Below are 25305 nucleotides of genomic sequence, written 5' to 3'. Positions count from 1 at the left end.
GCCGCGCGTGGGCCCGTACGCGTCACCCGCCGACCCGCCGCGCGCACGCGCACGAACGTCACCCACCGACCCGCCGCGCGCACGCGCACGAACGTCACCCACGGACCCGCCGCGCGCGTGCGCATACGCGTCGACGACCGACCCGCGAAGGGCTGAGGCCGGTGCGAGCGACTCTGCGCTGGGCGCACTCCGATCTGCGCACGCACCGCGGCGAGGCGCTGTTCCTGGTGCTCGCCACCGCGGGCGTCGTGGTGTCCCTGCTGCTGGCCACGGCCCTGTTCGGGTACGCCACCAACCCCTGGCAGCGCGTCTTCACCCAGGCGCACGGCGCCCACGTCACCCTGCACACGACCGTCTCCGCCGACGCGGACAGGCTGACCGGCCTGGAAGGCGTGCGGTCGGTCGCCGGCCCCTACCCCACCTCCTCGCTGACCCTCTCCTCACAGGGCGGCCGGGCCTCCGTGGAGGTGCGCGGCACGCGGGACCGGCCCGAGGTGGGCCGCCCGATCGTCACCTCCGGGCACTGGCTGGACCCGGCGACGCCCGACGGCGTGGTGCTGGAGAGCAACCTGGCCCGCGCCCTGCTCACCGCGCCCGGCGACACCCTCTCCGTGCCCGGCACCGCGCGGCGGTTCACCGTGGTCGGCGTCGCGGACAGCGCCGAGCCGCGGTTCCGGCCGGGTGAGCGGGCGGGGCTCGTGTGGGCGCTGCCGTCGGCGGTGGCGGACCCGGACGGGCAGGTGATCGGACTGCGGCTGACCGACCCGGGCGACACCGGGTACGCGGTGCAGCGGGCCGTGACCGAGCTGGGCGCCGGGGCGATCGGAGAGGTGGCGACCTGGCAGCAGGCGCGCGCCGAGGCCCAGGGCGACAACAGACTGCTGGGGCAGGTGCTGGGCCTGTTCGGGCTGGGCGCGCTGGTCGCCGCCGGGTTCGCCGTGCACGGCGCGATCACCACCCGGATCCGGGGGCATCTGCGGGACATCTCCGTCCTCAAGGCGATCGGCTTCACCCCAGGACAGGTGGTGCGCGTCTTCCTGATCCAGCACCTCGGGTACGCCCTGCTGGGCGCGGTGGCCGCCGCCGCGCTCACGGAGGCGCTGGGCGGTTCCGTCCCGGGGCGGCTCGGGGACGCGGTGGACGTGTGGCAGGGGCTGCCCGGGCACACCGCGGCGCTGTTCGTGGTCCCGGTCGGGGCGGTGCTGTTCATCGGCGCGACGACCGGCCTGGCCGCCTGGCGCGCGGGCAGGGTGCCGCCGGTGCCGGTGCCGCGTCCGGCGGCGGCACCGGCGGGGCGGCTGGGCGGTGCGGCCCGCCGGGCGCTGGGCGCACGGGTGCCTCCGGCGCTGGTGCTGGGCTGGCACAAGGCGTTCACCCGGCGGCCGCGGTCGCTGGGCGCCGTGGCCAGGCTGGCGCTGCCGCTGCTGCTGATCGTGGTGGCGCTGAGCGCGTGGACGACGATCGACCGCTTCCACAGCGCGCCCGAGCGGATCGGGCTGCCCGCGGCGCTCAGCGTCCGCGCCGACGCCGCGCTGGACGACGCGGAGGCGCGGAAGCTGCTGGAGAGCGACCCGCAGGTGGCCGCCGCCCACCCGGGCGTGGAGGTGGCCGCGCTGGTCCCCGGCCAGACCGCGACGATCGCCCTGCGCGGGTACGGCACCCACGAGGACCCGTACCCGTTCGCGCTGGCGGAGGGCAGACCGGCGCGCGGTCCGGACGAGGCGGTGGCCGGGCAGGGGCTGCTCGACCTGCTGCACGTCCGGGTGGGCGACTGGGTGCGGATGACCGTCGGGGACCGCCCGCAGATCCTGCACATCGTGGGCCGCAGCATCGAGCCGGAGAACGCGGGACGGGTCATCTCCACCTCCCTCGACACCCTGCGCGCCAACGATCCGGAGATGCGGCCCGGTCTCTACCAGGTCCGTCTCGAACCCGGCGCGGACCCGGCGGAGGTGGCGGCGCGGCTCGCGGCGGAGGGGCGCGGCCATCTGGACGTGCACACCGTGGCCAACCCGGCCGACGGGCTGTCGCCGCTGCGCGCGGTGGTCCTGGGACTGGTCGCGGTACTGGCGCTGATCGGTCTGGTGGAGCTGCTGACGGCGATCGGCGGCACCGTCCGCGAGGGCGAGCGCGACCTGCTGGCGCTGAAGGCGGTCGGGCTGTCGCCCCGGCAGATCACCGCGGTCACGGTCACCGCCACCGCCGGTACGGCGCTGGCGGCGGTGCTGGTCGCCACCGCGCTGGGGCTGCCGCTGGCGCACTGGCTGATCGACGCCCAGGGCAGGTCGAGCGGCATCGGCGCGGGCATCGCCCGGCTGCCCTCCCCCGCGCTGCTGGTGCTGCTGGGCACGGCCGCCGTCCTGGGCGCCGCCGCCCTGGCCGCCGTCCCCGCCGCCCGCGCCGCCCGCCGCCGCCTCGCGGACACCCTGAGCGCGGTGGCCTGAGCGACGCCGGCCGCCCTCAGGGGCCGTACGGGGGCTGGGGGTTGTACGGGCCGTACGGGTTGCCGCCGGCGCCGGGCGCGTACGGGTTGCCGCCGCCCTGCCCGGGGACGAACCCGTGACCGGGGTGCGGCTGCGGAGGGACGTAGGGGGCGCCGGGCGGAGGTCCGTACGGGTTCCCCTGGGGCGGGACGAACGGATTCCCCTGCGGAGGGACGAAAGGGTGCCCCTGCGGTGGGACGTACGGGTGCCCCGACGGCGGGACCGGGGGCATCGGCGGGACCTGGCCCGGGACCGGTGGGTGACCGGCCGGGTGCGCTCGGAGCCGGATGCCGTAGCGCCGCCGGAGCCGGCCGGTCTCCAGCAGGGCGATCGCCGTGACGGTCACCGGGGCGCCGAGGATGAACACGACGCCGAGTGCGAACCCGAGTCCGTGCAGATCACCGGTGACCAGGTCGGGGACCGCCACCAGCCAGCTGGTGACCGTGGCGAGCAGCGCCGGCAGACAGCGGTGCACGGCGCCCGTGCCGAAGAAGTTGCCGGACACCCGGAGGGTGCCCCGGGCCACGAAGCAGAGCATCCACATCATCGTCATGCCCGCCCCGATGACCACGAAGGTGCTGGAGGTGGAGTTGACGGTCTGCACGAGCAGCACCAGGGCGACGACGGAGCCGATGAACAGCAGGCACCGCCGGGAGAGGATGTGCGGTCTGAGGATGTCGCGTGCCGTGAGTGTGCCACCGGTCCACCGGCCGGGCGTGCGTGCCACTTCGTGTTCCCCCGAGTGCTCGCCGTGATGATCGACCCGGGGATTGTACGGGGGCGGACGGACATGCGCCGTCCGCCCCCGTGGCAGCGGTCAGGCGCGTCCGCGCAGCTCCCGGTAGGCGGCGACCAGGGCCTTCGTGGACGGGTCGAGGCCGGGGACGTCGGCGCCCTCGGTGAGGGCGGGCTCGACGCGCTTGGCGAGGACCTTGCCGAGTTCGACGCCCCACTGGTCGAAGGAGTCGATGTCCCAGACCGCGCCCTGCACGAACACCTTGTGCTCGTACAGCGCGACCAGCTGGCCCAGCACCGACGGGGTCAGCTCGGTGGCCAGGATCGTGGTGGTGGGGTGGTTGCCCTGGAAGGTCTTGTGCGGGACCAGTTCCTCGGGCACGCCCTCGGCGCGCACCTCGTCCGGCGTCTTGCCGAAGGCCAGCGCCTGCGTCTGGGCGAAGAAGTTGGCCATCAGCAGGTCGTGCTGGGCGGCGAGCCGGTCACTCAGCTCCTCCACGGGCTCGGCGAAGCCGATGAAGTCGGCGGGGACGAGCTTGGTGCCCTGGTGGATCAACTGGTAGTAGGCGTGCTGCCCGTTGGTGCCCGGGGTGCCCCAGACGACCGGACCCGTCTGCCAGTCGACCTCGCGTCCGTCCCGGCCGACGTACTTGCCGTTGGACTCCATGTCGAGCTGCTGGAGGTAGGCGGTGAACTTCGACAGGTAGTGCGAGTACGGCAGCACCGCGTGCGACTGCGCGTCGTGGAAGTTGTTGTACCAGATCCCCAACAGGCCCATCAGCAGCGGCGCGTTGGCCTCCGGCGGGGCGGTGCGGAAGTGGTCGTCGACGATGCGGAACCCGTCCAGCATCTCCCGGAACCGGTCCGGGCCGATGGCGATCATCAGCGACAGCCCGATCGCCGAGTCGTAGGAGTACCGCCCGCCGACCCAGTCCCAGAACTCGAACATGTTCGCCGTGTCGATCCCGAAGTCCGACACCTTCTCCGCGTTCGTCGACAGGGCCACGAAGTGCCGCGCCACCGCCTTGTCGTCCCCGAGCGCGTCCAGCAGCCAGGCGCGCGCCGACGTGGCGTTGGTGATGGTCTCGATCGTGGTGAACGTCTTCGACGCCACGATGAACAGCGTCTCCGCCGGATCCAGGTCGTGGGTGGCCTCGTGGAGGTCGGCGCCGTCCACGTTGGACACGAACCGGAACGTCAACTCCCGCGCCGTGTAGGCCCGCAGCGCCTCGTAGGCCATCGCCGGGCCCAGGTCGGAGCCGCCGATGCCGATGTTGACGACGTTGCGGATCCGCCGGCCGGTGTGACCGGTCCACTCCCCGGAACGCACCCGGTCGGCGAAGTCGGCCATCCGGTCCAGGACCGCGTGCACGGCCGGGACGACGTTCTCCCCGTCGACCTCGACCACCGCGTCCCGCGGCGCCCGCAGCGCGGTGTGCAGCACCGCACGGTCCTCGGTGGTGTTGATCCGCTCCCCGCGGAACATCGCGTCCCGCAGGCCGAACACGTCCGTGGCCGCGGCCAGTTCCCGCAGCAGCCGCAGCGTCTCGTCGGTGACCAGATGCTTGGAGTAGTCGACGTACAGGTCACCGACGCGGAGGGTGTAGCCGGTGCCGCGGTCCGGGTCGGCCTCGAACAGCTCGCGCAGCCGCACCTCGCCGAGCTCCTCACGGTGCTTGGCCAGTGCGGTCCACTCGGGCGTCTGGTTGAGCCTGCTACGGCCGTCTGCGTTCATCTCGGACTTCAGCCTTCTTCCTTGGATGTCCCCGCTGTGCCGACTGGTATCAACCTAATTGATCAGTCGGGAGGAGGACGGAAGAGTCCGGAGAGCGAACCGGCCGTGCGGCAGGCGGATGCGCCCGGGGCCTGCCCGGTACTAGATCTCGCCCCGCAGCTTGGCGAGCGCCTCGGCGAGGATCGCCTCGCCGTCCGCGTCGCTGCGCCGCTCGCGCACGTACGCGAGGTGCGTCTTGTAGGGCTCGGTGCGCGGCGGGTCCGGCGGGTTGTCGCGGTCCTGCCCGGCAGGGAAGCCGCAGCGTGGGCAGTCCCACGTGTCGGGCACCTGCGCGTCGCTGGCGAAGCTCGGCTGTGTCTCGTGCCCGTTGGAGCACCAGAAGGAGATGCGCAGCCGCGGCGCGGACTCGCCGCGCTCGGCCTCGCCCATCGGCCCCGCCCCGACCCGGCTTCCCCGGATCGCGTTGCCACTTGCCACGGTCGTAACTCCCTGCGTAATGGTGCCGCGAAGCGAGTCGGCGTACCGCTTCGCTGCGAGCGCCTCAGTCTACGTAAGGCCCAACGCGCGTCCAGTGATAGGAGTTACCTGTCTCCGCATCCAGACGCAAGCCCCATGATAGGCCGCGCTCGACGGCGCGTACCGAACATGGGGCGTTACGTGGGGAATGCGGGCGGATCGCGCCGCGTGGGTCAGTTGTTCATCTTCATCGTGATGCCGAGCACCACGATGCACGCGAACCAGAGCAGACCGATCACGACCGTGATCCGGTCGAGGTTGCGCTCGGCGACCGAGGAGCCGCCGACGGACGACTGCATGCCACCACCGAACATGTCGGAGAGGCCGCCGCCCTTCCCCTTGTGCATCAGCACCAGCAGCATCAGCAGCAGGCTGAAGACGATCAGGGCGATGGAGAACCCCAGAACCACGGCTGGACCAACTTCCTCGGAAACGGATGGACGACACGGGGCCCAGCACGGGACTGGACCCCGCAAGAGTACGACGGATCGGCCCTGTGGCCTACTCCCGATCCCGGGGTGCGCCCGCGGGCGGACGCACCCCGGCCGGTCACTGGTCGCGGAAGCGGATGATCTTGACGAACTCGTCGGCGTCCAGCGAGGCGCCGCCGACCAGGGCGCCGTCGATGTCGGCCTGCGCCATGATCTCGGCGACGTTGCCGGACTTCACGGAGCCGCCGTACTGGATGCGGACCTTGTCGGCCAGCTCCTGGGAGTACAGCTCGGCGAGCTTGCCGCGGATCGCCGCGCACACCTCCTGCGCGTCCTCGGCGCCGCAGACCTTGCCGGTGCCGATGGCCCACACGGGCTCGTAGGCGATCACGACGGACTCGGCCTGCTCGGCCGGGACGTCCTTCAGGCCGCCCTCGACCTGGGCGAGGGTGTGGGAGACGTGGTCGCCCGCCTCGCGGACCTCCAGCTCCTCGCCGACGCACAGGATGGGGGTGATGCCGTGCTTGAAGGCGGCCTTGACCTTGGTGTTGACGACCTCGTCGGTCTCGGCGTGGTACTGCCGGCGCTCGGAGTGGCCGACCGCGACGTAGGTGCACTTCAGCTTGGCCAGCATGGGGCCGGAGATCTCGCCGGTGTAGGCGCCGCCGTCATGGGCCGAGACGTCCTGGGCGCCGTACTTGATCTTCAGCTTGTCGCCGTCGACCAGGGTCTGCACGGAGCGCAGGTCGGTGAACGGCGGCAGGACGGCGACCTCGACGGCCTCGTAGTCCTTGTCGGCCAGGGCGAAGGCGAGCTTCTGGACGTGGGCGATGGCCTCGAGGTGGTTGAGGTTCATCTTCCAGTTGCCCGCCATCAGCGGCGTACGGGTGGTCATTGAGGGTCAGTCCTCCAGTGCTGCGAGGCCGGGGAGCGTCTTGCCCTCGAGGTATTCGAGGGAGGCGCCGCCGCCGGTCGAGATGTGGCCGAATGCCTGCTCGTCGAAGCCCAGGGTACGGACCGCGGCGGCGGAGTCCCCGCCGCCGACCACGGTGAAGCCCGGGGAGTCGAGGAGGGCCTGGGCGACCGCCTTGGTGCCCTCGGCGTAGTCGGGGTGCTCGAAGACGCCCATGGGGCCGTTCCAGAAGACGGTGGCGGCGTCGGCGAGCTTCGAGGCGTAGAGCTTGCGGGTCTCCGGGCCGATGTCCAGGCCCAGGGTGCCGGCCGGGATGGCGTTCACGGCGACGGTGGCGGGGTTGCCCGGCGTCTTGGCCTTCATGTCGGGGAACTCCGGCGCGACGAGCGTGTCGACCGGCACCACCAGCTCCACGCCGTTCTTCTCGGCCCGCTCCAGGTACTCCTGGACGGCCGGGATCTGGTCCTCCTGGAGCAGGGACGAGCCGACCTCGTGGCCCTGGGCCTTGAGGAAGGTGTACGCCATGCCGCCGCCGATGAGGATGCGGTCGGCCTTGCCGAGCAGCTGGTCGATGACGGCCAGCTTGTCGGAGACCTTGGCGCCGCCGAGGGCGACCACGTAGGGCCGCTTGACGTCGTCGGTGAGCTTCCTCAGCACGCCGACCTCGGTGGCGATGAGGTAACCGGCGTAGTGCGGCAGGCGGGCCGGGAGGTCGAAGACCGAGGCGTGCTTGCGGTGCACCGCGCCGAAGCCGTCGCCGACGTAGACGTCGGCGAGGGCGGCGAGCCGGTCGGCGAAGGCGCCGCGCTCGGCGTCGTCCTTGCTGGTCTCGCCGGCGTTGAAGCGCAGGTTCTCGACGACGGCGACCTGGCCGTCGGCGAGGCCGGCGACGGTCGAGGAGGCGGACTCGCCGACCGTGTCGGTGGCGAACGCGACGTCGGCGCCGAGGAGTTCGCCGAGGCGCGTGGCGGCCGGGGCGAGCGAGAAGGCGGGGTCCGGGGCGCCCTTGGGGCGGCCCAGGTGCGAGGCGACGACCACCCGGGCGCCCGCGTCGGCGAGCGCCTTGACGGTGGGCACCACGGCGCGGATGCGGCCGTCGTCGGTGATGGTGGTGCCGTCCAGCGGCACGTTGAGGTCGGCGCGGACGAAGACCCGCTTGCCCGCGACGCCTTCGGAGAGGAGTTCGTCGATCGTCTTCATAGGGGCTCCCTGTCAGAGCAACGTGTTCAGCGACCTGTTCGCTCGTGATCGCTCGTGATCGAAAGAGGGCGACCGTTCCGATACGTGCGTCAGGGCTCGGACGGCGCGTCGTCGCACCGTCCGAGCCCTGCACTCATATCAGGCCGTCCGCTCCGCGATCAGAGCTGGTTGCCGATGAAGACCGTCAGGTCGACGAGGCGGTTGCTGTAGCCCCACTCGTTGTCGTACCAGCCGATGACCTTCACGTTCTTGCCGTCCTGGACCATGGTCAGGGACGAGTCGAAGGTGCAGGACGCCGGGGCGTTGACGATGTCGGAGGAGACGATCGCGTCCTCCGTGTACTCCAGGTAGCCCTTCAGCTCGCCCTCGGCGGCCTTCTGGAAGGCGGCGTTGACCTCTTCCTTGGTGACCTCGCGGGAGAGCTCGACCACCAGGTCCGTGACGGAGCCGGTGGGGACCGGGACGCGCATGGCCATGCCGTCCAGCTTGCCCTTGAGCTGCGGCAGCACCAGGGCGGTGGCCTTCGCGGCGCCCGTCGTGGTGGGGATGATGTTCTCGGCGGCGGCACGGGCGCGGCGCAGGTCCTTGTGCGGGAAGTCCAGGATGCGCTGGTCGTTCGTGTACGCGTGGACCGTGGTCATCAGGCCCTTGACGATGCCGAAGTTCTCGTCGAGCACCTTCGCCATGGGCGCCACACAGTTGGTGGTGCACGAGGCGTTGGAGATGACGTGGTGGTTGGCCGCGTCGTACTGGTCGTGGTTCACGCCCATGACGAGGGTGATGTCCTCACCCTTCGCCGGGGCGGAGATGACGACCTTCTTGGCGCCGCCGGTGATGTGCTTCTCGGCGTCTTCCTTCTTGGTGAAGATGCCGGTCGACTCGATGACGATGTCGACGCCCAGCTCGCCCCACGGGATGTCGGCGGGGTTGCGCTCGGAGAGGACCTTGATCGTCTTGTCGCCGACGGTGATGGTGTCCTCGGTGTGCGAGACCTCCTGCTTGAGACGGCCCAGGATGGTGTCGTACTTCAGCAGGTGTGCGGTGGTCGCCGTGTCGCCCAGGTCGTTGACGGCCACGATCTCGATGTCGGCGCCCTGCTCCAGGAGCGCGCGGAAGTAGTTCCGACCGATGCGGCCAAACCCGTTGATGCCTACGCGGATCGTCACGAACCGATCTCCTCGTTGGTACGCCGGCTCTGACGCCGGCGAGCTGTATTTGGGATGTCCCCGACCACTGTCGACCCTACCTCTCCGGGGCCCCGGCCGTGACATCGAGTTGTCCCATACCCGGCAGTGCGGTCCGTACCCGCCAGTAGGGTGCGGACCGCCCCAGGGCGACGGTCTTCGGTCACCCCTTTTCGCCGCCCGTGTCCGCTTCCGCGGGCGCCGGTGTCACCCGCGGACGGCGGCCAGCGCCTTCCTCAGCAGGGTCGCCCGGTCGGCCGCCGACGTGAGGTGTTCCAGTCCGAACCCCAGCAGCACGGTGTCCCCGGTGGTGACCGCCGCGTAGGTGCGGAACAGCTCGCCGGTGCGGGTCCAGTCCCTCAGGACGGCCGGGCTGCCCGGGGGCGGCCCGGAGGCCGACCAGGCGCCCAGGGACTCCTCGAACCCCTCGGTCTCGGTGACCGTCCCGCCCACGACCAGGGAGGCCTCGTCGGCGAGGACGCCCCGGCCGCCGCTGCCCGGGTCGGTGACGTAGGCGACCGACACCTCGGCCGTCCGGCCCGCGTAGGCGCTCAGGTCGAACTCCACCTGCTGCCAGCCGCCGGAGGACCCGGTGAGGGCGTTCCACGCGCCGGTGGTGCCGGTGGCGGCGCAGCCGTCGTCGCCGAGCGTCAGGTAGTGCTCCAGCCAGGGGTGCCCGGCGATGTAGAACCCGGCCGCGCACTCGGCGGGCACGGTGGCGCGGGTCGCGCCGCCCGCCTCGGGCAGGGTCGTCCAGTCGTCGCCGCCGGCGGTGCGCGCCTCGACGATCACGTTGTCGTACCCCGGCTCGGTGTCCCACAGCAGGCGGGTGCGCAGCGTGGGCCGCTCGGCGGCGGTGACACCGGTGAGGTCGACGGTGCGGGTGAGGCGCTTGTAGCCGTCGTCGGTGTGCACGGCGGCCGCCATGGCGGAGCCCGCGTAGGGCCCGTACGGGTTGACCGTGCCGGTGAACGACCCGGCGCCGGCGCTCGCGAACTGCGGGTACGCGGCGGGCGGCAGCTCGTCGGACGTGAGGGCGAAGCTGCCGGGCCGGTCGAGCGGGTTCCCGGGCGCGTCGCCGAGCGGCCCGCCGGTGCCGGCGAGTCGTCCGGCGCCCGTGAACGCGGTGGCTCCGGAGGTGGCGGTGCGCGAGTAGGCGCCCAGGTAGTACTGGCCGAAGTCGTCGGACAGGACGCCGTCGCCGAGGTCGACACTGCCGCCTGCCTGCTCGCCCGCCTCGATCAGCCGGCCGCCCTCGTTCAGGTAGGCACGCAGCTGGAGCTGGGTCGCGACGCCCGGGACGGCCGCCCCGGTGTGGTGGACGACGGTGCGGAAGTGGCTCAGCACCCCGAGCGCGTCCGGCGCGCCCTTCTCGGCCACGTCCCAGACGGCGGCGCTGCGCCCGTTCGCCCGCAGCGCGTCGACGTACGTCTTCGTGGCCGTGGCCTTCGCGCCCTCCTCGGACACGACGAGGACGTCCGCGCGGGGCCGCTGCGCCACGGTGTAGGTGAAGGGCCGGCTCGACGCCTTCTTGCCGCCCCGGGCCTTGCCGGTGAACCACACCTCGACCCGGTCGCCGGGCCGGGCGTGCCGGACCTTCGCGCGGTACTCGTCGAAGTAGAGGTCGTCCTCGCCGCCGTAGCGCTCGCCGCCCCGCCAGGGCCTGAGGTCCGCGCTGTGGGTGCGGCCGCCGTTCACCCGGTACCGCAGCTCCTTGTCGCGCACCGCCTTGCGGGCCACGACGGAAACCTCCTGGTCCTCACCGCGCGCGTAGGACGTCGTGAAGGCCGCCGGGGTGAAGTCCGCGGCCTCCAGGCCGACCGCGGAGGACGGCCGGTCGGGGTGCGCGGCGGACTCGGCGACGGAGAGCGCGAACGGGACGTTCTTGGCGAACTCCTGCTGGATCAGCTTCTCGTCGTCCGGGAAGGTGAAGATCGAGCGGCAGTCGCCGGGCTCCCAGGCGTCGTCGGGGTCGTACGCCGAGGCCGTCTGGCAGGTCGACATCTCCGGGGTGAACATCGCCATGCCGTTGACGTTGGCCGCGTGCCCGTCGGCCTCGCCGTTGGTGGTGTACAGCTCGGAGGAGAGCTGCGGGTGGTATCCGGGGATCGCCGAGTTGTCCGGCGTGCCCGCGAGCGCCTTGTACAGCACGTCGTCGGGGGTCGGCGTGGCCACCTGCCAGCCGACGCCGTAGAGCAGCAGCTCGGCGGCGGAGTGGTAGTTGATCCCGTAGGTGAAGCCGATGCGTTTCTGGAAGGCGTCGATGGCCTTGGTCTCGGGCTCGGAGCCCGGGGAGGCGCCCCGGTAGGTCTGGCTGGAGGGGCTGGGCGAGGAGCCCTCGTCGTCGTAACCCCACTTGTAGGGGAAGTTCCGGTTGAGGTCGACGCCGTCACCGGAGCCGATCTTCCCGTCGCCGTCGACGTCCCGCAGGTTCTTGCGCCACAGGCGGTTGGCGTCGTCGGCGAAGGTGTGGTCGTAGCCGTCGGGGTTGGCGGAGAGGACGAACCACAGTTCGGTGGTGTCGACGATCCTCTTGATCCGCTTGTCGGTGCGGTAGCGGTCCAGGTAGTGGTGCATCAGCCGGCGGGTCATCTCCGGCGTGATCCACTCGCGGGCGTGCTGGTTGGCCATGTAGAGGACGGCCGGCCTGGAGCCGTCCTTCTTCGTGCGGGCCTGCTTGGTGAGCTTCAGGGCGAGGATGTCCTTGCCCTGGATCGTCTTTCCGATGGAGACGACCTTGGTGAGGGAGGGGTTGCGCTGCGCGGTGCGCAGGATCTCCTCCCGGAGGCCGCCCGCGCCGCTGTACGGCCGGAACACACCCTCGGCCGCGTCCGCCACGCGCTTCTCCGCCCGCGAGGGAAGCGTGTGCTCGGTGAGGTCGACGCCTTGCTTCTCCAGCTTCCGGGCCTGTCCCTCGGTGAGGTACACCTCGACGGCGGCCGTGCCCCGTCCGGGCACCCGCTCGCCGAGTTCGTGGCCGTCCTGACCCGCCGCCAGCAGCAGGGGTACCTGCTGCCGTGTGACGTCGGCGCGGTAGACCTTGACCTCGCCGGGATCGCCGGACGAGGGCGGTGCGGGTTGTGCCTGGGCGACAGGTGCGAAGCCGGCTCCGCCGAGCAGGAGCGTGCCGACAGCGAGGATCGATCTCGCTCTTCGTCTCATGAGCCCCCCTGAAAGAGGTCCGCCACGGCGGCGAACAGATGCCAGGCTCATGACACAACATGATCGAGTCAAGGGCGCCGCCACGACACAGGAAACCGGCGCCGGTCACCCAAGTGGGCGACGGCGCCGGTGTTCTGATCAGGCGTCAGGTGAAGCAGGTGAACTTGTGACCGGGCGTCAGACGCCGATCTTGTCGTCCAGTTCCTCGCTGAGGTTGGCCTCCGTGCCCGGGATGCCGAGGTCCTGGGCGCGCTTGTCGGCCATGGCCAGCAGCCGGCGGATGCGTCCGGCCACCGCGTCCTTGGTGAGCGGCGGGTCGGCGAGGGCGCCCAGCTCCTCCAGGGAGGCCTGCTTGTGCTCCATGCGCAGCCGGCCCGCCGCGGCGAGGTGCTCGGGCACGTCGTCCGCGAGGATCTCCAGCGCGCGCTGGACCCGGGCGCCGGCGGCGACCGCCGCGCGGGCGGAACGGCGCAGGTTGGCGTCGTCGAAGTTGGCCAGCCGGTTCGCCGTGGCCCGCACCTCGCGGCGCATCCGGCGTTCCTCCCAGGCCAGCACCGACTCGTGCGCGCCGAGCCGGGTGAGCAGCGCGCCGATCGCGTCGCCGTCCCGGACGACCACGCGGTCCACGCCGCGCACCTCACGCGCCTTGGCGGCGATGTGCAGCCGGCGGGCGGCGCCCACCAGGGCGAGCGCGGCCTCGGGGCCGGGGCAGGTCACCTCCAGGGAGGAGGAGCGGCCGGGCTCGGTGAGGGAGCCGTGCGCGAGGAAGGCGCCCCGCCAGGCGGCCTCGGCGTCGCAGGTGGCCCCCGAGACCACCTGCGGGGGGAGGCCGCGGATCGGGCGGCCCCGGCCGTCCACCAGGCCGGTCTGACGGGCGAGCTGGTCACCGCCCGCGACCACCCGCACCACGTAGCGCGAGCCGCGGCGCAGTCCGCCCGGCGCCATCACGATCAGTTCGGAGCTGTGGCCGAAGATCTCCAGGATGTCCCGCTTGAGCCGCCGGGCGGCCATGGCGGTGTCCAGCTCCGCCTCGATCACGATGCGCCCGCTGACCAGGTGGAGGCCGCCGGCGAACCGCAGAATGGCGGAGACCTCCGCCTTCCTGCAGCAGGTACGGGTGACGGGGAGCCGGCTGATCTCGTCCTTCACCGCTGCCGTCATCGCCATGGGCCGATCCTTCCATGCATCCGAAAAATACGGTCGTACGCGGCGGCCAACAGCTCCGGGTCGTGCCGGGGGCTTCCGTCGGGCCGGGCCACGGGGGCCAGCTCGACCGCGGCGCCGAACCGCTTGGCGGCATCGGTCAGCAAGTCGCGGTCGGGCACGGCGGCCTCGTCGGCCAGCACCACGTCCAGGGCGAGTTTAGGGGCGTGTCGCCCCAAAACCTCCAAATGACGCTGCGGGGAGAAGCCTTCGGTTTCTCCGGGCTGCGGGGCGAGGTTCAGCGAGAGTACCCGCCGGGCCTTCGTCTCGACGAGGGCGTCCAGCAGCTCGGGGACCAGCAGGTGCGGGATCACCGAGGAGAACCAGGAGCCGGGCCCGAGCACCACCCAGTCGGCGTCCAGCACCGCCGCGACCGCCTCGGGCACGGCCGGCGGGTCGTTCGGCACGAGGTGCACGGACTGCACCTCACCGGGGGTGAGGGCGACGGTGGCCTGGCCGCGCACGGTGTCGATGTCGTCGGGGCGCTCCGGGTCGTGCCCCTTGACCAGCGCCTGGAGCTCCAGCGGCACGGCGGACATGGGCAGCACCCGGCCGTGCGCGCCGAGCAGCCGGCCCACCAGGTCCAGCGCCTGGACGTGGTCGCCGAGCTGCTCCCACAGGGCGACGATCAGCAGGTTGCCGACCGCGTGCTCGTGCAGGTCGCCCTTGGACTGGAAGCGGTGCTGGATGACACGCGCCCAGGTCTGCCCCCAGTCGTCGTCCCCGCACAGCGCGGCCAGCGCTTTGCGCAGGTCGCCGGGGGGCAGCACGCCCAGTTCGTCGCGCAGGCGGCCGCTGGAGCCGCCGTCGTCGGCGACGGTCACCACGGCCGTGAGGTCGCCGGTGATCCGGCGCAGGGCGGCGAGCGACGCGGACAGGCCCATGCCGCCGCCGAGGGCGACGACCTTGGGCTGGGTCCCCCGGCGGCGCGGGCGTCCGCCGCGCGTCTCGGCCGGCCGGGCTGCGCGGCCCTCGGGGACGGCCCTGCGCAGCCGGCTCAGCCGCGGAGTACGTCGTGTCATTCCCGTCCCATGTCCCGGTGGACGACCACCGTCTCCACGCCCTCGGCGGCGAGCCGGGCGGCGAGCTTCTCCGACATGGCGACCGAGCGGTGCTTGCCGCCCGTGCAGCCGACCGCGATGGTCACGTAGCGCTTGCCCTCACGGCGGTAGCCCGCGGCGACCATGCGCAGCAGCTCCGCGTACCGGTCGAGGAACTCCTTGGCGCCGGGCTGGTTGAAGACGTACGACGCCACCTCCTCGTTGAGGCCGGTGTAGGGGCGCAGCTCCGGGATCCAGTGCGGGTTGGGCAGGAACCGCATGTCCACGACCAGGTCGGCGTCGACCGGCAGGCCGTACTTGAAGCCGAACGACATCACGGTGGCCCGCAGCTCGGGCTCCTCCTCGCCGGCGAACTGCGCGTGCATCTTCGCGCGCAGTTCGTGGACGTTGAGCCCGGAGGTGTCGATCACCAGGTCGGCGTCGCCGCGCAGCTCGCGCAGCAGTTCCCGTTCGGCGGCGATGCCGTCGACGATCCGGCCGTCGCCCTGGAGGGGGTGCGGGCGGCGCACCGACTCGAAGCGGCGCACCAGGGCGTCGTCGGAGGACTCCAGAAAGACCGTGCGACGGGTGACCCCGCGCGCGTCGAGGTCGGCGAGGGACTCGCGCAGATTGTCGAAGAAGCGCCGGCCGCGGACGTCGACGACGACCGCGATCCGCGCCACGTTCCCCTGGGAGCGCGCGCCGAGCTCCACCATGGTGGGGATCAGCGCGGGCGGCAGGTTGTCCACGACGAACCAGCCGAGGTCCTCCAGACACTTCGCGGCCGTCGACCGGCCCGCCCCGGACATCCCGGAAATGATCACCAGCTCGGGGATGCCCGCCTCGGGCACCCCGCCGTTGTCCTTGCCCGTCTTCACCTGTGCTCCGTTGTCCTGCCGGACGCCGGCGCGGCCCGTGGCCCCGTCCGCCTGCTGTGCCGCCCGGTCCCCGGACCCTGTCCCGTGCTCGGTCATCGCTCCTGCCCCCGTCGTTCGTCCGGGGCGCCCGTGGACACGGGCTCCCCCGGAGAACCCGTCTGCTGCCCGGGTTCTTCCGTGTCATCCATGATCTCGCCCGTGGCCGTGTTCACGGCGGGACCGCCGGGTACCGCCTGGGCGAGCGCCGCGACGATCGTCTCGGCCGTCTTACGGCCTATGCCCGGAACGTCACAGATCTGCTCGATTGTCGCCGACCGCAGCCGCTTCAACGAACCGAAGTGCTTGATCAGCGCCTGCTTGCGGGTGTCACCGAGGCCGGGGACGTCGTCCAGGGGGCTGGAGCGGAAGCGCTTGGCGCGCTTGGCGCGCTGGTAGGTGATCGCGAAGCGGTGCGCCTCGTCCCGGATGCGCTGCAGCAGGTAGAGGCCCTCGCTGGTGCGGGGCAGCACCACCGGGTCGTCGTCGCCGGGCAGCCACACCTCCTCCAGCCGCTTGGCGAGGCCGCACACCGCGATGTCGTCGATGCCCAGCTCGTCCAGCGCCCGCTGGGCCGCCGCGACCTGCGGCGCGCCGCCGTCCACCACGACCAGCTGCGGCGGGTACGCGAACCGCTTGGGGCGGCCGTCGTCCTCGGTGAGGGTGCTGGCGGGCGGCTCGGCGAGACCTGCGGCGGCCGTACCCGGGTCCGCCTGCGCACCGGGCTCGGCGCCCGGTTCCCCGCCGTCGGTCCACTCCCCCGTCCGTTCCTTCTCCGCCAGGTAGCGGCGGAAGCGGCGGGTGATCACCTCGTGCATGGACCGCACGTCGTCCTGGCCGGCGAAGCCCTTGATCTGGAAGCGGCGGTACTCGCTCTTGCGGGCCAGCCCGTCCTCGAAGACGACCATGGAGGCCACCACGTCGTCACCCTGGAGGTGGGAGATGTCGTAGCACTCGATGCGCAGCGGGGCGCTGTCCAGCTCCAGGGCGTCGCTGATCTCCTCCAGGGCGCGCGAGCGCGTGGTGAGGTCGGAGGCGCGCTTGGTCTTGTGCAGCACGAGCGCCTGCTGGGCGTTGCGCTCGACCGTCTCCATCAGGGCCTTCTTGTCGCCGCGCTGGGGCACGCGCAGGGAGACGTTCGCCCCGCGGCGGCCGGTCAGCCACTCCTGCACCGGCTCCACCGGGTCCGGCAGGGCGGGGACCAGCACCTCGCGCGGCACGGCGTCGCCGGTCTCCTCGCCGTAGAGCTGCTGCAGGGCGTGCTCGACCAGGGCGCCGGTGGTGATCTCCTCGACCTTGTCCGTGACCCAGCCGCGCTGGCCGCGCACGCGTCCGCCGCGCACGTGGAAGATCTGGACGGCCGCCTCCAGCTCGTCCTCGGCGACCGCGATCAGGTCGGCGTCGGTGGCGTCCGCCAGCACCACCGCGTTCTTCTCCATGGCCTTCTTCAGGGCGCCGATGTCGTCGCGCAGGCGCGCGGCCCGCTCGTACTCCATCTCCTCGGCCGCGTCCGCCATCTGCCTCTCCAGACGGCGCAGATAGGTGCCGGTGCGCCCGGCCATGAAGTCGCAGAACTCCTCGGCCAGCTCCCGGTGGTCCTCGGCGGAGATCCGCTCCACGCAGGGCGCCGAGCACTTGCCGATGTAGCCCAGCAGGCAGGGGCGGCCTGTGCGGGCGGCGTTCTTGAACACGCCCGCCGAGCACGTCCGCACCGGGAAGACGCGCAGCATCAGGTCCACGGTGTCGCGGATCGCCCACGCGTGCGCGTACGGGCCGAAGTAGCGCACGCCCTTCTTCTTGTGACCGCGCATCACCTGCACGCGCGGGAAGTCCTCGTTCATCGTGACCGCGAGGTACGGGTAGCTCTTGTCGTCGCGGTACTTGACGTTGAACCGGGGGTCGAACTCCTTGATCCAGGAGTACTCCAGCTGCAGCGCCTCGACCTCGGTCGAGACCACCGTCCACTCCACGGACGCGGCCGTGGTCACCATCGACCGGGTACGCGGGTGCAGCCCGGCCAGGTCCTGGAAGTAGTTCGCCAGGCGCTGGCGCAGGCTTTTCGCCTTCCCGACGTAGATCACCCGGCGGTGCTCGTCACGGAACCGGTAGACCCCCGGCGAGTCGGGGATCTCACCCGGTCTGGGGCGGTAGCTGGAGGGGTCGGCCATGCAACACACCCTACTGGCGGACACCGACAGCACGGCGGGGCCGGGGGACGGCGGAGGCCGGGACACGGCGGGGCCGGGAGGGCGACGGGAGGGGCCCGGGGCCTTCGCCACGGGGCCCGCGGGGCCCGGCCGGCAGGTCTGCCGAGGCCGATGCGGGCCGGATGGGTTACGGCGGCCGGTAAGCGGGAAGGTGGGGGGTCCGTGCCTCGGGCGATCACCGGGGCCGGCGGACGGACCGCGGTGGCGGTCCGCCCGGCGGTCCGGACCGGCTCTCCTGCCGGTGGTCCGAGGCGGTCGAGACAGCGGTCACTCACGTGGCCGCGAGTCGGGAGGTCGTATGCGCCAGACGCGGATCGAGAAAACACGACGGCCGGCCCGGTACCGCCGGTACACGGACGAGACGGCTGCCTTCCCCGAGTCCCTCGACCCGCGCGACCCCGACATCGTGCGCGCGAAGCGCCTCCGGGCCGCGGACTCGCGGCTCCGCGGCGGGAACCGTACCGACGGGGCCTGATCCCGGACGAAGACGTACACACCTGAGGGGGCCGTACCGGCCGCACGGCCGGTACGGCCCCCTCGCGTGTGCCGCTTCTGCGGCCAGACGGTTGTCGGGACCTGGTCAACACGCTTCAATGCGGGGGAACTCGGGGCGCTGAACGACGGCGTACGCATGTGAAGACCGCGCCGCGCCGACGGGGGCGGGCCCCCGGGGTGCTCCGTGCGAACGGTCTGACCAGCCGTTGTGACATTCACAGAAAGGCCCCTGCATGCCGCACGCCACACAGCACGCGGACGTCGTCACCGCAGAACTGGACTCGGCCCTGCGCGGCGGCCCGTTCCACGTCGCCCTGCGCGCCGCCATCGCCGCGCGGGGTCTGCCGTTGCAGCGGGTGCAGCACCACCTGTCGCGGCACGGCGTGAAGGTGGGAGTCACCAGCCTGAGCTACTGGCAGCAGGGCGCCCGCCGCCCGCAGCGCCCGGAGTCGCTGCGGGCCGTCCGGGCGCTGGAGGAGATCCTTCAGCTGCCGGAGGAATCACTGATCCGTCTGCTCGCCGAGACGGACGACCGGGTCGGGGACCGCGATTCCGCCGGACGCACCTACCGCTCCCTCGTCGAGGCCTCGGGCGTCCTGGACAAGCTCCTGGCCGAGCTCGGCGCCCCGCGCGACGGCGGGCTGCACACCCTGGGCCATCACGAGCGCGTCCGCATCGGCGCCCGCCGGGAGCTGGCGGAGCGCGAGTCGCACCACATCGTGCGCGCCCACCGCGACGGCGTCGACCGCTACATCGCCGTCCACCACGGCGACCCGGGCGCCGACCCGGAGCGCATGCACGTCCGCGCCCTGGAGAACTGCCGTATCGGCCGCATACGCCGGCACCACGACACCGGCGTCCTCGCCGCCGAACTGCTCTTCGACATCCGGCTGCGCGCCGGCGACACCTTCCTCTTCAGGTACACAGTGGAGGACGGCACGGCCGACGTCTGCCGCGAGTACGTACGGGGCGCCGACTCTCCCGGCGGCCAGTACGCGCTCCAGGTCTGCTTCGACACCGCCGCGCTCCCGGTGCGGTGCCACCGCTTCACCCAGCACTCGGCGGCGGCCCCGCGCGGGGGACGCCAGGAACTGCCGCTCAGCGCCCGGCACCGCTCGGTGCACCTGGTGGAACCGCGCCTGCGGGCCGGCTACGTCGGGATCGCCTGGGACTGGGAGTGACGGCGGCCGGTCCCGGGTGACACTCCCCGCCCGCGAGTCAGTCCCGGGGCCTGGCGACCAGGGTGCCGTTCTTCACCTCGACGGCCAGCGGCTTCAGCGGCGCCACGGCCGGTTCCCGCAGCACCTTGCCGGTGGTGACGTCGAACTCGCTGCCGTGACACGGGCAGACCAGCCGCGTCCCGTCCAGCTTGTTGATGGGGCACCCCGCGTGCGTGCACACCGTGTTGTACGCGGTGAGGGAGCCGTCCTCGCCCCGGCTGACGACCACGTTGTGGTCCCGGTACAGCTTCGCGCCGCCCGCGGCCACCTCGCTCTCCGGGCCCAGCTCGACAGGCCCCGCCAGCGCGGCGGACCTGTTGTCGTCGCCGCCCCCGCACGCGGTGAGTCCCAGCCCTGCGACGGGTGTGAGAGCGGCGCCTCGCAGGACGGTCCGGCGGGTCGCGGCGGGTCGGGCGGACATGCGGGCTCCCACGGGTGGTACGCGGTGGACGAGTGTTCACCGGGACGATACCGGGGGTGGGTGGGGGTGGCGGGACGCGGGTCGTGAACGCTCGCGCAAGCGCTTGCGCAAACGTTCACGTAATCGTTGGCGTAAATGTTCACGTAAGCGCTTGCGTAAGCGTTCACGTAAGCGCTCGCGTAAACGCTTACGCAAGCGTTTACGACCCTCCCTCCCATGCGATACGGTCCCCACCCGAGCCGACTTCGCTCTGAGCACCCCGCATCCCGGCCGGCCTGCCGACAGCCGACAGCCGGCGCCCCCGCACCCACGAAGGAGAACGGACGACGATGGCCACCATGGCGGATGTGGCGCGCAGCGCCGGAGTCTCCGTCGCGACCGTCTCGCACGTGCTGAACGGCACCCGCCCCGTGCTCGCCCACACCCGCCAGGCCGTCCTGGACGCCGTGGAGGAGCTCGGCTACACCCCCAACACCCTGGCCCGCTCGCTGGTCACGGCCCGCACCCGGTCGATCGGGCTCGCGGTGTCCGCGATCAGCAACCCGTACTTCACGGAGATCCTCCAAGGCGTGGAGGCGGCCGCCCTGGAGCACGGGTACAGCCTCCTCATCGCTGATCCGCACGACGACCCGGCGCACGAGCGCACGGTCGTCCAGCTGCTCCACGAGCGCCGGGTGGAGGGCATGATCGTGGCGCCCTCCCCCGAGCCCGGCGGACTCCTGGCCTACCTGAGGCGGCACAGGGTCCCGGCCGTGTTCCTGGACCGGCTGGTCGGCCCGCCCGCCGACGACGGCCCGCCTCTCTTCGACCAGGTCTGCGCCGAGAGCACCGAGCCGACCACCGGCCTGGTCACCCACCTCGCCGGTCTGGGCCACCGCCGTATCGGTCTGGTGGCCGGGCTGCCCGGGCTCAGCACGACCACCGAGCGGATCACCGGCTACCGCCTCGGGCTGGCGGCCTCGGGGCTGCCGTTCGACGAACGGATCCTGGTGCACGGCGACTCGGAGGCCGCCGGGGCCGAGCGCGCCACGGCCCAGCTGCTGCGCCTCGGTTCCCGTCCCACCGCGCTGATCACCGCCAACAACGCCATGACCATCGGCGCCCTGCGCGCCCTCCAGGCCCACGGCCTGTCCGTGCCCGGGGACATCGCCCTGTGCTGCTTCGACGACTTCGCCTGGGCCGACCTGTTCTCGCCCCGGCTCACCGCCGTGTCCCAGCCGAGCCGGGACATCGGCGCGCGAGCCGTCCGGATGCTGCTGGACCGTCTCGCCGACCCCGGCCGGCCGGCCCGCACCGAACGCCTCCCGTGCAGCTTCGTGCACCGCACCTCCTGCGGCTGCCCGGAAGAAAGGAACCCCTCGTGATCGTCGTAGCCGGTGAGGCACTGATCGACCTGGTACCGCAGGGGGCGGGTGCGCTCGCCGCGCTGACGCCCGCGCTCGGCGGCGGCCCCTTCAACACGGCGGTGGCGCTGGGCCGTCTCGGCTCCCCCACCGCGTTCTGCTCCCGGGTGTCACGGGACGCGTTCGGTGAGGCCCTGCTGGAGCGGCTGCGGGAGACAGGCGTGGACGTGGCGTCCGTGCAGCGCGGTGACGAGCCGACGACGCTCGCCGTCGCCACGGTCGGCGTCGACGGCTCGGCGGCCTACTCGTTCTACGTGGAGGGCACGGCGGACCGGCTGTTCGGCCAGCCCGAGGCGCTGCCCGCCGGCACCCGCGCGGTGTCCTTCGGGACCTGTTCCCTCGTGCTGGAGCCGGGCGCGAGCGCCTACGAGGCGCTGATGCGTGAGGCGTCGGCGCGGGGCGTGTTCACGGCGCTCGACCCCAACATCCGGGCGGGGCTGGTCCCGGACGCCGACGCCTACCGGGCCCGGTTCCTGAGCTGGCTGCCGTCGGTGTCCCTGCTCAAGCTGTCCGCGGAGGACGCCGAGTGGCTCGGCGGGTCCCCGCGGGAGTGGCTGGCGGCGGGCCCCGCGGCGGTCGTGGTGACCCGGGGCGGGGACGGGCTGACGGCGTACACCCGGGACGGCGGCGAATACGCGGTGCCGGGTGAGCGGGTGGAGGTGGTGGACACCATCGGCGCGGGCGACACGGTGAACGCGGCGCTGCTGCACGGGCTGGCCGGGCGTGACGCGCTCAGCGACGAGGGCGTGGCCGGGCTCGGCGCCGAGGGCTGGGAGAGCCTGCTCCGGTTCGCGGCGCGCGCGGCGGCCGTCACCTGCTCGCGCGCGGGTGCGGAGCCTCCGTACGCCCGTGAGCTGGAGGCCTGGGAGACCGTCTGACGCACGTGTGCCGTGCCGCGGGGAGCGTCCCTGCGGCACGGCACACGTACGAACGAGGCGGGCGGGTCAGGCCTTGGTGCCGCGCGTCGTCTTCTTCGCGGCGGTCTTGCCCGCGGCCTTCCCGGCCGTCTTCTTGGCGGTGGTCCCGACCGTCTTGGTCGTGGTCTTCTTCGCCGCCGACCGGGCGGCGACCGTCTTCTTCGCCGCCTTGCGCGGGGCGCGGACCTGCTGGGCGTCGCTGATCCGCTCCGCGCCCAGGATCTCCCGCAGGAACTTGCCGGTGTGGCTGGCGGGCACGCCGGCGACCTCTTCGGGCGTGCCCTCCGCGACGACGAGACCGCCGCCGGAGCCGCCCTCGGGGCCCATGTCGACGACCCAGTCGGCCGTCTTGATCACATCGAGGTTGTGCTCGATGACGATCACCGTGTTGCCCTTGTCCACCAGGCCGGACAGGACCGTCAGCAGCTTGCTGATGTCCTCGAAGTGCAGACCGGTCGTCGGCTCGTCGAGGACGTAGACCGTGCGGCCGGTGGAGCGCTTCTGCAGCTCGCTGGCGAGCTTGACGCGCTGCGCCTCGCCGCCGGACAGGGTGGTCGCGGACTGGCCGAGCCGGACGTAGCCGAGACCGACGTCGTTGAGCGTCCGCAGGTGGCGGGAGATCGCCGGGACCGCCTCGAAGAAGTGCATGGCCTCTTCGATCGGCATGTTCAGCACGTCGGCGATGGACTTGCCCTTGTAGTGGACCTCCAGCGTCTCCCGGTTGTAGCGGGCGCCGTGGCAGACCTCGCAGGGGACGTAGACGTCGGGCAGGAAGTTCATCTCGATCTTGATGGTGCCGTCGCCCGAGCAGTTCTCGCAGCGGCCGCCCTTGACGTTGAAGGAGAAGCGGCCCGGCATGTAGCCGCGGACCTTCGCCTCCGTGGTCTCCGCGAACAGCCTGCGGATGTGGTCGAAGACGCCCGTGTACGTCGCCGGGTTGGACCGCGGGGTGCGGCCGATGGGCGACTGGTCGACGTGGACGACCTTGTCGACGAGGTCGTCGCCCTCGACGCGCGTGTGCCGGCCGGGCACGGTGCGCGCGCCGTTCAGCTCGCGGGCGAGATGCGTGTACAGGATGTCGTTGACCAGCGTGGACTTGCCGGAGCCGGACACGCCGGTGACCGCGGTGAAGACGCCCAGCGGGAAGGACACGTCGATGTCCCGCAGGTTGTTCTCCCGGGCGCCGCGCACCGTGATGCGGCGCGAGGGGTCGTGCGGGCGCCGCAGCTCGGGCAGCGGGATCGCCTTCTTGCCCGACAGGTACTGGCCGGTCTGCGACTCGGCGTTGGCGAGCAGCTCCTTCAGGGAGCCGCTGTGCACGACGTTGCCGCCGTGCTCGCCGGCGCCGGGGCCGATGTCGACGATCCAGTCGGCGACCTTGATGGTGTCCTCGTCGTGCTCCACGACGATGAGCGTGTTGCCCATGTCGCGCAGCCGGACCAGGGTCTCGATCAGCCGGTGGTTGTCGCGCTGGTGCAGACCGATGGACGGCTCGTCGAGCACGTAGAGCACGCCGACGAGGCCGGAGCCGATCTGGGTGGCCAGGCGGATGCGCTGGGCCTCGCCGCCGGACAGGGTGCCCGCCGCGCGGTTCAGCGAGAGGTAGTCCAGGCCGACGTCGACCAGGAACCGCAGCCGCTCGTTGACCTCCTTGAGGACCCGCTCGGCGATCTTCTTGTCGCGGGCGGTCAGCTTCAGCTCGCCCAGGAAGTCCGCGCAGTCGCTGATGGACATCGCGGAAACCTCGGCGATGGACCTGCCCATGACCGTGACGGCGAGGACGACCGGCTTGAGGCGCGTGCCCTGGCAGGAGGGGCAGGGCACCTCGCGCATGTAGCCCTCGAAGCGCTCGCGGCTGGCGTCGCTCTCGGCCTCGCTGTGCCGCCGCTTGACGAACGGCACCGCGCCCTCGAAGGCCGTGGTGTAGCGCCGCTCGCGTCCGTAGCGGTTGCGGTAGCGGACCTCGACCTGGGTCTTGTGGCCGTGGAGCAGGGCCTTCTTGGCGCGCTGCGGCAGGCCGGCCCACGGGATGTCCGTACGGAAGCCCAGCGCGTCGGCGAGGGCTCCGATCAGGCGGTCGAAGTAGTCCTTGGTGTGGCCGTGCGACCACGGGTGGATGGCGCCCTCGTCGAGGCTCTTGTCCGGGTCGGGGACGATCAGCTCGGGGTCGACCTCCATGCGCGTGCCGATGCCGGTGCACTCGGGGCAGGCGCCAAAGGGCGAGTTGAAGGAGAACGAGCGGGGCTCCAGCTCCTCGAAGGACAGGTCGTCGTACGGGCAGTAGAGGTGCTCGGAGTACATGCGCTCGCGCTCGGGGTCGTCCTCGGGGAGGTCGACGAAGTCGAGCACGACCATGCCGCCGGACAGGCCGAGGGCGGTCTCCACGGAGTCGGTGAGCCGGCGCTTGGCGCCGTCCTTCACTGTGAGGCGGTCCACGACCACCTCGATGGTGTGCTTCTCCTGCTTCTTCAGCGTGGGCGGGCTCGACAGCTGGACGGTCTCGCCGTCCACCCGCGCGCGGGAGTAGCCCTTGGTCTGGAGGTCGGAGAAGAGGTCGACGAACTCGCCCTTGCGCTCGCGCACCAGCGGGGAGAGCACCTGGAAGCGGCTGCCCTCGGGCAGTTCCAGGACCCTGTCGACGATGGCCTGCGGCGACTGGCGGGAGATGGGCCGGCCGCACTCGGGACAGTGCGGCTTGCCGATGCGCGCGAAGAGCAGGCGCAGGTAGTCGTAGACCTCGGTGATGGTGCCGACCGTGGAGCGCGGGTTGCGCGAGGTGGACTTCTGGTCGATGGAGACCGCCGGGGAGAGGCCCTCGATGAAGTCGACGTCCGGCTTGTCCATCTGGCCGAGGAACTGCCGGGCGTAGGAGGAGAGCGACTCGACGTAGCGCCGCTGCCCCTCGGCGAAGATGGTGTCGAAGGCCAGCGAGGACTTGCCCGACCCCGACAGGCCCGTGAAGACGATGAGCGAGTCGCGCGGGAGGTCGAGCGAGACGTTCTTGAGGTTGTGCTCGCGCGCTCCGCGGACGATGAGACGGTCGGCCACGCCGGTCCGCACCTTTCTTGAAGGGAAGTGACAGGGGCGGGGCCCCCGTCTTCTTCAGACTAGGGGGAGCCACTGACA

General features: G+C 72.1%; 19 protein-coding genes. 5 read left to right on the top strand and 14 right to left on the bottom strand.

Annotation, left to right across the window (positions count from 1 at the left end; all coding sequences use genetic code 11):
* Positions 1-161 precede the first annotated feature (161 nt).
* Entirely contained in the window at positions 162-2444 is a 2283-nt protein-coding gene (locus ACQZOG_RS08955; protein ID WP_430741424.1) for an ABC transporter permease, read from the top strand.
* A gap of 16 nt (positions 2445-2460) precedes the next feature.
* Here the strand turns inward: ACQZOG_RS08955 and ACQZOG_RS08950 are convergent, their stop codons facing one another.
* The 12 genes from ACQZOG_RS08950 to uvrC all read right to left on the bottom strand — a co-directional run bounded on the left by ACQZOG_RS08950 (position 2461) and on the right by uvrC (position 17684).
* The gene (locus ACQZOG_RS08950) at positions 2461-3210 is read right to left on the bottom strand and encodes a hypothetical protein (protein WP_359520774.1); all 750 of its coding nucleotides are present in this window, start codon (positions 3208-3210) and stop codon (positions 2461-2463) included.
* A gap of 90 nt (positions 3211-3300) precedes the next feature.
* Positions 3301-4953, bottom strand: a complete 1653-nt coding sequence (pgi, locus tag ACQZOG_RS08945) for a glucose-6-phosphate isomerase (RefSeq protein ID WP_430741423.1) — start codon at positions 4951-4953, stop codon at positions 3301-3303.
* A 141-nt stretch (positions 4954-5094) separates the two neighbouring features.
* Positions 5095-5430, bottom strand: coding sequence for an RNA polymerase-binding protein RbpA (locus tag ACQZOG_RS08940; RefSeq protein ID WP_003957010.1), 336 nt, complete (start codon positions 5428-5430; stop codon positions 5095-5097).
* 212 nt (positions 5431-5642) lie between these two features.
* Positions 5643-5879: a preprotein translocase subunit SecG gene (secG, locus tag ACQZOG_RS08935; RefSeq protein WP_019525267.1), complete on the bottom strand. Its 237-nt coding sequence runs from the start codon at positions 5877-5879 to the stop codon at positions 5643-5645.
* A gap of 139 nt (positions 5880-6018) precedes the next feature.
* On the bottom strand, positions 6019-6795 hold the full coding sequence (gene tpiA, locus ACQZOG_RS08930; RefSeq protein WP_037638986.1) for a triose-phosphate isomerase: 777 nt from the start codon (positions 6793-6795) through the stop codon (positions 6019-6021).
* 6 nt (positions 6796-6801) lie between these two features.
* Positions 6802-8013: a phosphoglycerate kinase gene (locus ACQZOG_RS08925; RefSeq protein ID WP_033273129.1), complete on the bottom strand. Its 1212-nt coding sequence runs from the start codon at positions 8011-8013 to the stop codon at positions 6802-6804.
* A 158-nt stretch (positions 8014-8171) separates the two neighbouring features.
* Positions 8172-9179 carry a type I glyceraldehyde-3-phosphate dehydrogenase gene (gene gap / locus ACQZOG_RS08920; protein ID WP_033273128.1) on the bottom strand — a complete coding sequence of 336 codons (1008 nt, stop codon included), beginning with the start codon at positions 9177-9179 and terminating at the stop codon, positions 8172-8174.
* Between the two features lie 225 nt (positions 9180-9404).
* Positions 9405-12359 carry a M14 family metallopeptidase gene (locus ACQZOG_RS08915; protein ID WP_037638989.1) on the bottom strand — a complete coding sequence of 985 codons (2955 nt, stop codon included), beginning with the start codon at positions 12357-12359 and terminating at the stop codon, positions 9405-9407.
* A 177-nt stretch (positions 12360-12536) separates the two neighbouring features.
* Positions 12537-13526: a DNA-binding protein WhiA gene (gene whiA / locus ACQZOG_RS08910; protein WP_033273126.1), complete on the bottom strand. Its 990-nt coding sequence runs from the start codon at positions 13524-13526 to the stop codon at positions 12537-12539.
* A complete protein-coding gene (locus tag ACQZOG_RS08905; protein ID WP_033273125.1) occupies positions 13517-14584 on the bottom strand; it encodes a gluconeogenesis factor YvcK family protein in 1068 nt (355 codons plus the stop codon). Before ACQZOG_RS08905 ends, whiA begins: the two co-directional genes overlap by 10 nt.
* Complete coding sequence (rapZ, locus tag ACQZOG_RS08900) at positions 14581-15576, bottom strand: RNase adapter RapZ (RefSeq protein ID WP_430741422.1); 996 nt, start codon at positions 15574-15576, stop codon at positions 14581-14583. Before rapZ ends, ACQZOG_RS08905 begins: the two co-directional genes overlap by 4 nt.
* Positions 15573-17684 (bottom strand): excinuclease ABC subunit UvrC, encoded by a 2112-nt coding sequence (uvrC, locus tag ACQZOG_RS08895; RefSeq protein WP_037638990.1) that lies wholly within the window; start codon positions 17682-17684, stop codon positions 15573-15575. Before uvrC ends, rapZ begins: the two co-directional genes overlap by 4 nt.
* Positions 17685-18021: 337 nt before the next feature.
* Between uvrC and ACQZOG_RS08890 the strand changes: the two genes are divergently transcribed.
* Together ACQZOG_RS08890 and ACQZOG_RS08885 are read left to right on the top strand one after the other, a co-directional pair.
* Complete coding sequence (locus ACQZOG_RS08890; protein WP_167338181.1) at positions 18022-18198, top strand: hypothetical protein; 177 nt, start codon at positions 18022-18024, stop codon at positions 18196-18198.
* 253 nt (positions 18199-18451) lie between these two features.
* Positions 18452-19399, top strand: coding sequence for a hypothetical protein (locus ACQZOG_RS08885; RefSeq protein ID WP_365163927.1), 948 nt, complete (start codon positions 18452-18454; stop codon positions 19397-19399).
* A gap of 37 nt (positions 19400-19436) precedes the next feature.
* On the opposite strand, the gene ACQZOG_RS08880 is transcribed toward ACQZOG_RS08885, so the two are convergent.
* Positions 19437-19859 carry a Rieske (2Fe-2S) protein gene (locus tag ACQZOG_RS08880; RefSeq protein ID WP_033273121.1) on the bottom strand — a complete coding sequence of 141 codons (423 nt, stop codon included), beginning with the start codon at positions 19857-19859 and terminating at the stop codon, positions 19437-19439.
* Positions 19860-20188: 329 nt separating this feature from the next.
* Between ACQZOG_RS08880 and ACQZOG_RS08875 the strand changes: the two genes are divergently transcribed.
* On the top strand, positions 20189-21223 hold the full coding sequence (locus tag ACQZOG_RS08875) for a LacI family DNA-binding transcriptional regulator (RefSeq protein WP_203551030.1): 1035 nt from the start codon (positions 20189-20191) through the stop codon (positions 21221-21223).
* On the top strand, positions 21220-22140 hold the full coding sequence (locus ACQZOG_RS08870) for a carbohydrate kinase family protein (protein ID WP_430741421.1): 921 nt from the start codon (positions 21220-21222) through the stop codon (positions 22138-22140). Before ACQZOG_RS08875 ends, ACQZOG_RS08870 begins: the two co-directional genes overlap by 4 nt.
* A gap of 66 nt (positions 22141-22206) precedes the next feature.
* Here ACQZOG_RS08870 and uvrA read toward each other — a convergent pair whose 3' ends face one another.
* Positions 22207-25227: an excinuclease ABC subunit UvrA gene (gene uvrA, locus ACQZOG_RS08865; protein WP_359496346.1), complete on the bottom strand. Its 3021-nt coding sequence runs from the start codon at positions 25225-25227 to the stop codon at positions 22207-22209.
* Positions 25228-25305 lie beyond the last annotated feature (78 nt).

Origin of the sequence: Streptomyces sp. P13-3-3 (assembly GCF_050571355.1) — a bacterium.
GTDB classification, from domain to species: Bacteria; Actinomycetota; Actinomycetes; order Streptomycetales; family Streptomycetaceae; genus Streptomyces; species Streptomyces althioticus.
This window is presented reverse-complemented; position numbering and strand designations above follow the sequence as displayed.

What these genes read in the sequence shown, in the direction of transcription:
- pgi (WP_430741423.1), bottom strand. Translation starts at nt 4,953, where the DNA reads ATGAACGCAGACGGCCGTAGCAGGCTCAACCAGACGCCCGAGTGGACC.
- tpiA (WP_037638986.1), bottom strand. Translation starts at nt 6,795, where the DNA reads ATGACCACCCGTACGCCGCTGATGGCGGGCAACTGGAAGATGAACCTC.
- ACQZOG_RS08925 (WP_033273129.1), bottom strand. Translation starts at nt 8,013, where the DNA reads ATGAAGACGATCGACGAACTCCTCTCCGAAGGCGTCGCGGGCAAGCGG.
- ACQZOG_RS08915 (WP_037638989.1), bottom strand. Translation starts at nt 12,359, where the DNA reads ATGAGACGAAGAGCGAGATCGATCCTCGCTGTCGGCACGCTCCTGCTC.
- whiA (WP_033273126.1), bottom strand. Translation starts at nt 13,526, where the DNA reads ATGGCGATGACGGCAGCGGTGAAGGACGAGATCAGCCGGCTCCCCGTC.
- ACQZOG_RS08905 (WP_033273125.1), bottom strand. Translation starts at nt 14,584, where the DNA reads ATGACACGACGTACTCCGCGGCTGAGCCGGCTGCGCAGGGCCGTCCCC.
- rapZ (WP_430741422.1), bottom strand. Translation starts at nt 15,576, where the DNA reads ATGACCGAGCACGGGACAGGGTCCGGGGACCGGGCGGCACAGCAGGCG.
- uvrC (WP_037638990.1), bottom strand. Translation starts at nt 17,684, where the DNA reads ATGGCCGACCCCTCCAGCTACCGCCCCAGACCGGGTGAGATCCCCGAC.
- ACQZOG_RS08890 (WP_167338181.1), top strand. Translation starts at nt 18,022, where the DNA reads ATGCGCCAGACGCGGATCGAGAAAACACGACGGCCGGCCCGGTACCGC.
- ACQZOG_RS08885 (WP_365163927.1), top strand. Translation starts at nt 18,452, where the DNA reads ATGCCGCACGCCACACAGCACGCGGACGTCGTCACCGCAGAACTGGAC.
- ACQZOG_RS08880 (WP_033273121.1), bottom strand. Translation starts at nt 19,859, where the DNA reads ATGTCCGCCCGACCCGCCGCGACCCGCCGGACCGTCCTGCGAGGCGCC.
- ACQZOG_RS08875 (WP_203551030.1), top strand. Translation starts at nt 20,189, where the DNA reads ATGGCCACCATGGCGGATGTGGCGCGCAGCGCCGGAGTCTCCGTCGCG.